The following is a 9,480-nucleotide window of genomic DNA, read 5'->3' on the forward strand; positions in this document are numbered from 1 at the left end:
TAGCTAACGGATTTTTTATACAATTAATTTAAACTGAAAACTTATCATGAAGTACTTTAAACCCATCATTCTTGTAGCTTTAGCTTTTATTGCTTTTAGTTGTAAGAATGATAGTGCCAACAAAGATTTGGCCTATGCTACTGAAACAAAAAAAGATGCGAGCGGATTTTCTTATGAAACCGTATCTAACGATCCAACAGGTTTGCGTTTGTATACCTTAGATAATGGATTGAAGGTGTATTTGAGCAAAAACATAGACGAGCCTAAAATCCAAACTTATATCGCTGTTAGGGCTGGTTCTAATTACGATCCAAAAGAATCTACAGGATTAGCGCATTATCTTGAGCATATGGTGTTTAAAGGAACCGATGAAATCAGTTCATTAGATTGGGAGAAGGAAAAAGGCTATTTAGATCAAATAGCGGATCTATATGAACAGCATCGTGCTGAAACCGATCCAGACAAAAAACGTGAGATTTATAAAAAGATAGACGAAGTTTCTTTAGAAGCTTCCAACTATGCTGTTGCCAATGAATATGATAAGATGATTAGCTCGCTTGGAGCTACTGGAACCAATGCATACACATGGTTTGAGCAAACGGTGTATACCAATAAAATTCCAACCAATGAGTTAGATAAATGGCTTGCGGTTGAAGGAGAACGTTTCAGTCAACTGGTATTGCGTTTATTCCATACCGAATTGGAAGCGGTTTTCGAAGAGTTTAACAGAGGACAGGATAATGACTTCAGAAAGCGTTATGCAGCCATGTTAGACGGATTATTCCCTAACCATCCTTATGGTCAGCAAACAACTATTGGTATAGGAGAGCATCTTAAAAATCCATCAATGGTAGATATCCACAATTATTTTGATAAGTATTATGTCCCAAACAACATGGCCATGGTTTTGGTAGGTGATATCGATTTTGATGAAACCATCACTAAAATCAATAATGTCTTCGGAAAATTAGAGAAGAAAGAAGTAGTTCATCCAACGCTACCAAAGGAAGAACCAATCACTGAACCAATCGTTAAAGAAGTTTTTGGTCCAACTGCTGAAAATGTATCAATTGCTTTTAGAAGTGATGCTGCAGGAACTGAGGAAGAAAAATATGTTACTTTATGTGATATGATTTTGGCTAACGGTAATGCTGGTTTGATCGATTTAAATTTGAACCAACAACAAGTGGTTCAAAATGCAAGTTGTTCACCAACATTTCTTAAGGAATATGGTTATCATACTTTTACTGGATCACCAAAAGAAGGTCAGAGTTTAGACGAGGTAAAGCTTTTACTTCTGGAGCAAATAGAAAAATTAAAAAACGGCGAGTTTGAAGATTGGATGATCGATGCGGTTATAAATGACCTAAAACTTAATCAAACACGTCAATATGAAAACAGTAGTGCTTTAGCCAGTATGTATGTGGATGCATTCATTAAGCATGAAGACTGGAAAAATCGTGTTAAGTTTTTAGATGATCTCAGATCAATTTCTAAAGAAGAATTGGTAGCTTTTGCTAAAGATTTTTACAAAGACAATTACGTAATCACTTACAAACGTCAGGGCGAAGACACCTCTATTGTAAAAGTTGAAAATCCAGGAATTACACCTGTCAACTTAAACAGAGACAAGAGTTCAGAATTCCTTAAAAACTTTAATACTGTTGAATCACAGCCACTACAACCTAAGTTTGTTGATTATAAAGAAGAAATTCAATCTACTGAGCTAGATAATGGTATTGAGGTATCTTATATCAACAACCCATTGAATGACTTGTTCAATATGAATATCATTTTTGATATGGGAAGTGATAATGATAAAAAACTTGGCTTGGCTGCTGGATATATGGAATATTTAGGAACTGATAAGTATTCTGCTGAAGAACTTAAAAAGGAATTTTATAAGTTGGGCGTTAACTATTACGTTAGTACAGGAGCAGAAACGACTTATGTTGGATTAAGTGGTTTAAAGGAAAACCTTCCTAAAGGACTTGAGCTTTTAGAGCATTTATGGAATAATGCGGTTCCAGATGCTGAGGCTTATGACAAATATGTACAGTCGATTGCGAAATCACGTCAAGATAACAAAACCCAAAAAGGAAATATACTTTATAGTGGTTTGATGAGTTACGGACAATATGGAGAGAATTCCCGTCTTAGAAACATCTATCAAATCAGCGAGTTACAAGCCATGGATCCTCAAGAATTGGTTGATATCGTAAAGAGTATGAAAGATTTTGATCAACGTATTTTCTATTATGGAAAAGATGTGGATGCTGCAGTTACTGCTTTAAATACTCATCATTCAGTTTCAGGTGAATTAAACGATTATCCTGAAGCGATGGCGTATGCTGAAAAAGAAACAGGCGGAAATGTTTACTTTGTAGATTACGATATGGTACAATCTGAAATGCTGTTCTTAGCGAAAGGTGAACCTTTCAAAGCTGAAAACATGGCAGCATCTCGATTATTCAATACTTATTTTGGTAGCGGATTATCTTCTATTGTATTCCAAGAGATTAGAGAGTCAAAATCTTTGGCATATTCAGCGTATTCAGGATATATGACTGCAAATAAAAAAGAAGATTCAAATTATGTGATGGCATACATTGGAACGCAAGCCAATAAAATGCCTGAAGCTGTTGATGCTATGATGGAATTAATGTCAAACATGCCTGAAGCAGAAGAGCAATTTAATGCAGCAAAAGAAGCTACCTTGAAGAAAATAGCGGCTGAGCGTATCACCAAATCAAATATCTTTTGGTCTTATGAAAGACTTAAAAAATTAGGTATCGATAACGATAACCGTGAAGCGATGTATAACACGATCAAGAATATGACCATGGAGGATTTACGTGATTTCTTTAATGAAAACATTCAAGGTGAAAGCTACAATGTTATGGTTATTGGTAACAAAAAAGACATCGATTTTGATGCCCTTGGCAAACTTGGAAAAGTTCAAGAAATGGATGTAGATTATCTTTTCAATTACGAAAAACCGGAAAAAGTTAAGATGTAATAGATCTTAGTGTTTTTTAATAAAGCAGCTGCTATTTTAGTAGCTGCTTTTTTTATGGATTCCGTTTAAACTTATGCCAACCATTGCAATTACTTTGTTATCTTTAGGCGACTTATAAAAAACTATTATAAAATGAAAAAAATAACCCTTGTTTACTTGGTTTGTTTCTTGTTTTCTTTTCAAGCTACAACAGCTCAAAAATCTAAGAAAGAGGACAAACAACCTTTAGATGATATCAAAATTTCCGGATTAAAATGGCGTAGTGTCGGACCTTCATTAACTTCAGGTCGTATTTCAGACGTTGCTGTAAATCCGAATAACCCTTTTGAATATTATGTAGCTGCTTCTGCAGGAGGCGTTTGGAAAACGGTAAACTCTGGTGTGGAGTTTATGCCAATCTTCGATAATGAAGGTTCGTATTCCATTGGCTGTATTACCATTGATCCAAATAATACCAATGTCCTTTGGGTAGGTACAGGCGAAAACAACAATCAGCGCTCTGTGTCTTTTGGAGATGGTGTCTACAAATCCATTGATGGAGGAGCAACTTGGAAAAATATGGGCTTAAAAACATCTGAACATATAGGAAAAATCATCGTCCATCCAGACGATTCCAATGTAGTGTACGTGGCTGCTATTGGACCGCTTTGGAGTAAAGGAGGTGATCGTGGCTTATATAAAACCGAAGATGGAGGTGAAACGTGGAACGCTATTCTAACGGTAGATGAGCATACAGGTGTCAACGATGTGGTTATGGATCCAAGAAATCCTGAGGTGTTGTACGCTTCTACACTTCAAAGAAGACGACATGTGTACACCTATGTTGGTGGAGGACCAGGTTCAGGATTGCATAAAAGTACGGATGGTGGTAAAACTTGGAACAAAGTCCATAACGGATTACCAAATGTAGAATTGGGACGAATTGGTTTAGCGATTTCTCCTGCTGATCCAGAAATTATATATGCTATCGTAGAAGCTGCTGATGGCAAGAGTGGCTTTTTTGCCTCTACCAATAGAGGTGCAAGTTGGGAAAAGCGCAGTTCTCATGTAACGAGTGGTAATTACTACCAAGAAATCATTGCCGATCCTGTCGATCCAAATACGATTTATTCAATGGATACTTGGATGTCTGTAAGTCATAATGGTGGAAGAAGTTTCGAGAAAGTAGGAGAGGTGTTTAAACATGTGGATAACCATTGTATGTGGATTGATCCAAATAACAATAAGCATTGGCTTGTAGGTTGTGATGGTGGTATGTACGAAACTTTTGATGCTGCTAAAACTTGGGATTTTAAGGAAAATATTCCAGTAACGCAATTCTATAAAGTCGCTGTTGATAATGATTATCCGTTCTATAATATTTATGGTGGAACTCAAGATAATTTCAGTATTGGTGGACCATCACGTGTTTTGACGAATCATGGCATCACAAATTTTGATTGGTTCATTACCAATGGAGGTGACGGATTTGAATCACAGATTGATCCTGAAAATCCTAACATCGTCTATGCACAATCTCAGTATGGATACTTAGTTCGCTTTGATAAAATGAGTGGTGAAATTGTTGGTATCCAACCAGCAGAACGTGATGGTGAAGATGCTTACCGATTTAATTGGGATTCGCCTTTGGCTGTGAGTCGCCATAAATCGGGTCGTTTATATTTTGCAGCCAATAAAGTGTTTCGCTCAGATGACTATGGAAATAGTTGGGAAGTCATCAGTGATGATTTATCACAACAAATCGATAGAAACACCTTGAAAGTTTATGATCGTGTCGTAAGTATCGATGCGGTTGCTAAAAATGGTTCAACATCATTATATGGAAGTATTGTGGCATTGTCTGAATCGCCAATTGATTCAAATTTATTAGCTGTTGGAACAGATGATGGGTTAGTCCATATTACTGAAAATGGAGGAGATACTTGGAGAAAGGTTTCCAATATTCCTGGTGCACCAAATCGTTCGTATGTGAATGCGGTTTATTTATCAAAACATGATGCCAATGTGATTTATGTAGCATTTAATCATCATAAGTATGGTGATTTTAAACCGTATATTTTTAAGTCTTCCGATAAGGGACGTTCATGGACCAGCATTAGTAGCAACTTGCCAAAAGGTAGCGTGTATGCTATTGAAGAAGACCATGTGGATAAAAACTTGATTTTCTGTGGAACAGAATATGGTGCTTTTTTCTCGCCAAATCAAGGACAACGTTGGAAGGAATTAGCTGCTGGATTGCCAACTATTGCAGTACGTGATATTGCGATTCAAGAACGTGAAAATGATTTGGTCTTAGGAACCTTCGGAAGAGGCTTCTATGTACTTGATGATTATTCAGCGTTAAGAAGTATTGAAAATAGTACCATTTCTGAAGATGCCATTTTATATCCAATCCGTGAGGCTTTAACTTGGGAACGTAGCTCACCACTTGGATTGCCAGGTAAAGCCTTCCAAGGTGATAATTTTTATACCTCTGAAAACTTAGGTCCTGAAGCCATGATAACCTATTATTATGGTAAGGATTATAAGTCTTTAAAAGAACAGCGCAGTAAAAAAGAAAAGGATCTTATTGAAGCTCGTAAGGATACACCTTACCCAAGTTATGATGCTTTAAAGCAAGAGCGAGAGGAACAAGAACCGCAATTGGTATTTACCATTAAGAACAGTAATGGAAAAGTTGTTAAGAAAGAATTCAAGACTCCAAAAGAAGGTGTTCAACGTTTTCATTGGGATTTAAGATATACACTTCCTAATCCGATTGATTTGAGCAAATCATCGTTCTACAATCCATGGGAACCTATAGATGAAGGTACTTTGGTTGAGCCAGGTACTTACACAATTCAAATGGATTTATTTAAAGATGGAACGATGACCTCTCTAGTGGCACCAAAGTCATTTTCTGTAAAAGCCTTGAAAAATACTGTGATGCCTGCTGAAGATAGAGCGGCTAAGGTTGCCTTCCAAAAAGAAGTAGCGCAATTGGAAGCTGACTACTCTGCAACACGACAAATCATGAGTGAAGCCAATAACAAATTACGTTATATCAAATCGGCTATCAAGCGTTCAGAACAACCTTATGAAGCTTTAACAGCAACGGTATTGGATATTGAGAAAAAACTGGATGCTGTTTCAGTTGAATTATATGGTGATCCAATTAAGAGAAACTTGGATATCAGTCAGCCACAAACTCCAGCAAATAGAATTGGAAACATTAGCTATGAACAGAAATATTCTACATCAGCACCGACAGAAACCCATAAAAACAGTTTCGCTATTGCAAAAAGAGACATTTCTGCGATTAAGAAAAAAGTGGAGACCATTTATAATGTTGATGTGAAACAATTAGAACAAAAGTTAATTGCTTCTGGAGCACCTTACACACCTGGTCGAGGTTATAAAAACTAAGACGAACTAGGTTTTAAAATTTAAAAGTCAGTTACATCTATTTGTAGCTGACTTTTTTGTTAAGGTTTGTTTAATAGGCTTGTAAAATTAAGTTTTGTTTATTAATTTATTGTAAATCAAATATTTAAATTATGAAAATGTTATACACACTATTAATTATTTTACTGAGTTTTAATTATGCAACTGCTCAACAATATCCACCTGTAAAAGATGCTAGTCTTGCAATAGAAGAGAAAGTTAATGATCTAGCAAATCAATATGATCGACAATTGGCAATGACAGCAAAGCAAAAAGCTTTATTCAAATTAAAGTTGGAGGACTACTTGTTAAGGCGAATTGAGATAGAGGATAAGTATAATGGAAAAAATGAATTAACCATGTTGGCCAAACTTCAAGCAAGAGAAACCCAAGCCATGAATGATGTCTTGACACAACCTCAAATGGAAGTATACAAACGTATTAAGCCTGAAATTCAGCCATTGAAAGTCGTTAAAGAGAAATAGTTGTTGTAAATTGAATGTGATATGAAACCCAATTATTATTTGCTTTTAATTATACCTTTGATGTTCTGCTCCTGTGGAACAAAACCATCAATAACGTCGTCTGATCAATTAGAGGAACTTAAGCAAATGGTGGAAGAGAAATACTATAGAATTGTTTCCGATAGGGCATATCCTCAAGTCACTTCTGCTATGAATAGTCTTCAAAATACTGGTTTGGTTCCTAGAGGCAGTAGTGTCGGACAAATAGATCTTATTAGTATTCCTAATTATGTAACGATTAAAGGTGATAGTATTTTTGCTGAACTTCCCTATTATGGTGAACGGCAACTATATTCTGGTTATAATGGTTCAGATAACTCCGTTTCTGTGAAAGGGTTGTATTCAGATTATTCGGTAACTCAAAACGATAAAAATAACAGTTACGTCATTAAAATCGATGCAAAATCCCAAACAGAAACAATTCAATTTGTCATTACTCTATTTCCCAATTTGAAATCTTCGATACATCTAAACAGCACTTCCCGTAGACCAATACGCTATTCTGGTCAAGTTTCAGCTTTATAGATTTTGTGCCTTTAAAATGTAAAAAAATTGTAAAAGATGTGTCAATGCCTTCAAAATATCAATTAAAATCTGTTATTTACGTTTTCTATGAAAAAGTTACAGATTTTAATTTTTAGTGTTCTATTTAGCATCGTTTTTCTAGTCTGGTTGCTTCCTAAATCAGATGATACACATGAGGAATTTTCTGAAACCGTAAAGATTTCCCTAAGAGATGTTGGAAATACACTGTTACTAACAAATAGAGATTCTACATCTTTGATATTGCCTGTTAAGGAAATTGAACAATCTAAGTATCGACTTGCTTTTCAAAATCATCTTGAATTTAATCCTGATGAATTGGTTAATGCAATAAAAAACAGTTTTGAAACAACAAATCTCCCAAACAATTATCGTGTAGAAGTGCAGCAGTGCGAAACCATGGACGTATCCTACAGTTACGAGATGAATGTAGATTTAGAGTCCACCTTAATTCCCTGTCTCGAACGTAAACTTCCTTTAGATTGCTATTTTATAACGGTACGATTTATAGACGCATCTTCTGTGAAACAAAATCAAGATTGGATTTATATTTCATTATTGGTTATCCTATTGTTTTTGGCTTTATGGACTTTTAAAAGCAATCAAAAATTAAAAAATAAAAATTCAGAAATGGATACTCCTAAAAGTGAAGGATATCACTTAGGAAGCTTTAAGTTTTATCCTGAACAGAACATTTTGGTTAAATCAGCAACAGAGATTAACTTATCTAAAAAGGAATGTGAGATTTTGGAAATTTTTGTTGCAAACAAAAATCAAGTCGTTAAGCGTGATGAACTCACGAAAAAAGTATGGGAAGACAATGGTGTTATTGTAGGAAGAAGCCTAGATACCTACATTTCCAAACTGCGTAAAAAACTTAAAGAAGACGCTTCGATAAAGCTCACCAATGTTCATGGAATAGGCTATAAACTAGAAATCGATTAACTAGTTTCTGTTTGTACCATTGTATCTGTATTTTCTCCAGCTACTTCCTTGGGTACACGGACAATTACTTGCATTTTGCAAAAAGTCGAATCCTATGGTTACCATATGCGTCCCTGAATTGAATCCGGATAGGTCATTCATGGTTATTTGATACGAATACGCTAGATACAATCCATTTTTCATCATTCCAGCCATCGGACCAATATTTAATGGATTAAAGAATTGATCATTAAGAAAACGGTAAGAACCGCCAACCCAATAGTAATCTCCAGCTCTATTAAATTTTCTGTATTTGAAGTTGATATCTGTACTGGAACGTTTATCACTATTGAACATTTGATAAAAGATAGAAGGTTCGAACTCAACACTTCTGTTTCTTTTAGGAGAAATGATGTAGCCTGTATAGATCTGGTAATTCAATAATTTGCTTGGTTCAATTTCTACAAATTCATCAATGTCTTTATCTAAAAAGTTATTAGCGTTAAAGCTTAAGTAAAAATCTTTCCAACGATACAAGACACCAAAATCAAAGTTATTGTTTGAAATGGCTCTATCACCATCAATGCTTGGGTCGATAATTGGAATTTCCTCAGTAGTTTCAAAGTTTTCAATATCTATTCGGAAGGCATTGATGTTATATGATAAACCAAAGGATAAAAACTGCTTTGACTTATAGTCCAAAGTTAAATGGTGCGCAAATGAAAACTTGATACCTCGTTGACGCGTATTTCCATTCTTATCATTGTAAGCAGACACACCTACGCCAGAACGATTCGAAATTCGAAAATCGGCATACACCGATTGGTTGTCAGGTGCGTTTTTAATACCGACCCATTGCGTGAGTCCATTAGCTCTAATTCTAAAATTATCGCCAATACCAGCATACGTTGGTGAAATCACAAAACTATTATCAGCGAGATATTGAGTCCATGCAGGTAAATTCAATTCCTGTCCGTAGCCAAAGCAAATGGAAAGAAAAAGAAGTATATGTAGGGTTAATTTTTTCATGTCATTAGTTTTTTTAGT

6 protein-coding genes are annotated in these 9,480 nt (G+C 35.4%); 5 read left to right on the forward strand and 1 reads right to left on the reverse strand.

Translation table 11 applies throughout. The annotated features are described in order from the left end of the window. Positions 1 to 46 precede the first annotated feature (46 nt). The 5 genes from AB9K26_RS09205 (at position 47) to AB9K26_RS09225 (ending at position 8,454) form a co-directional block, all read left to right on the forward strand. Positions 47 to 3,019: a M16 family metallopeptidase gene (locus AB9K26_RS09205; protein WP_369972271.1), complete on the forward strand. Its 2,973-nt coding sequence runs from the start codon at positions 47 to 49 to the stop codon at positions 3,017 to 3,019. A gap of 132 nt (positions 3,020 to 3,151) precedes the next feature. After that, complete coding sequence (locus AB9K26_RS09210; protein ID WP_369972272.1) at positions 3,152 to 6,424, forward strand: WD40/YVTN/BNR-like repeat-containing protein; 3,273 nt, start codon at positions 3,152 to 3,154, stop codon at positions 6,422 to 6,424. Positions 6,425 to 6,561: 137 nt separating this feature from the next. Continuing rightward, a complete protein-coding gene (locus tag AB9K26_RS09215) occupies positions 6,562 to 6,927 on the forward strand; it encodes a hypothetical protein (protein ID WP_369972273.1) in 366 nt (121 codons plus the stop codon). Between the two features lie 21 nt (positions 6,928 to 6,948). Continuing rightward, complete coding sequence (locus AB9K26_RS09220) at positions 6,949 to 7,491, forward strand: DUF4251 domain-containing protein (RefSeq protein ID WP_369972274.1); 543 nt, start codon at positions 6,949 to 6,951, stop codon at positions 7,489 to 7,491. A gap of 87 nt (positions 7,492 to 7,578) precedes the next feature. Then, a complete protein-coding gene (locus AB9K26_RS09225) occupies positions 7,579 to 8,454 on the forward strand; it encodes a winged helix-turn-helix domain-containing protein (protein ID WP_369972275.1) in 876 nt (291 codons plus the stop codon). On the opposite strand, the gene AB9K26_RS09230 is transcribed toward AB9K26_RS09225, so the two are convergent. Beyond that, the gene (locus tag AB9K26_RS09230; RefSeq protein ID WP_369972276.1) at positions 8,455 to 9,462 is read right to left on the reverse strand and encodes a type IX secretion system membrane protein PorP/SprF; all 1,008 of its coding nucleotides are present in this window, start codon (positions 9,460 to 9,462) and stop codon (positions 8,455 to 8,457) included. It abuts the gene before it with no gap. Between the last annotated feature and the right edge of the window lie 18 nt (positions 9,463 to 9,480).

It is taken from the genome of Psychroserpens sp. XS_ASV72 (assembly GCF_041224425.1).
In the GTDB taxonomy this organism is placed as follows: Bacteria; Bacteroidota; Bacteroidia; order Flavobacteriales; family Flavobacteriaceae; genus Psychroserpens.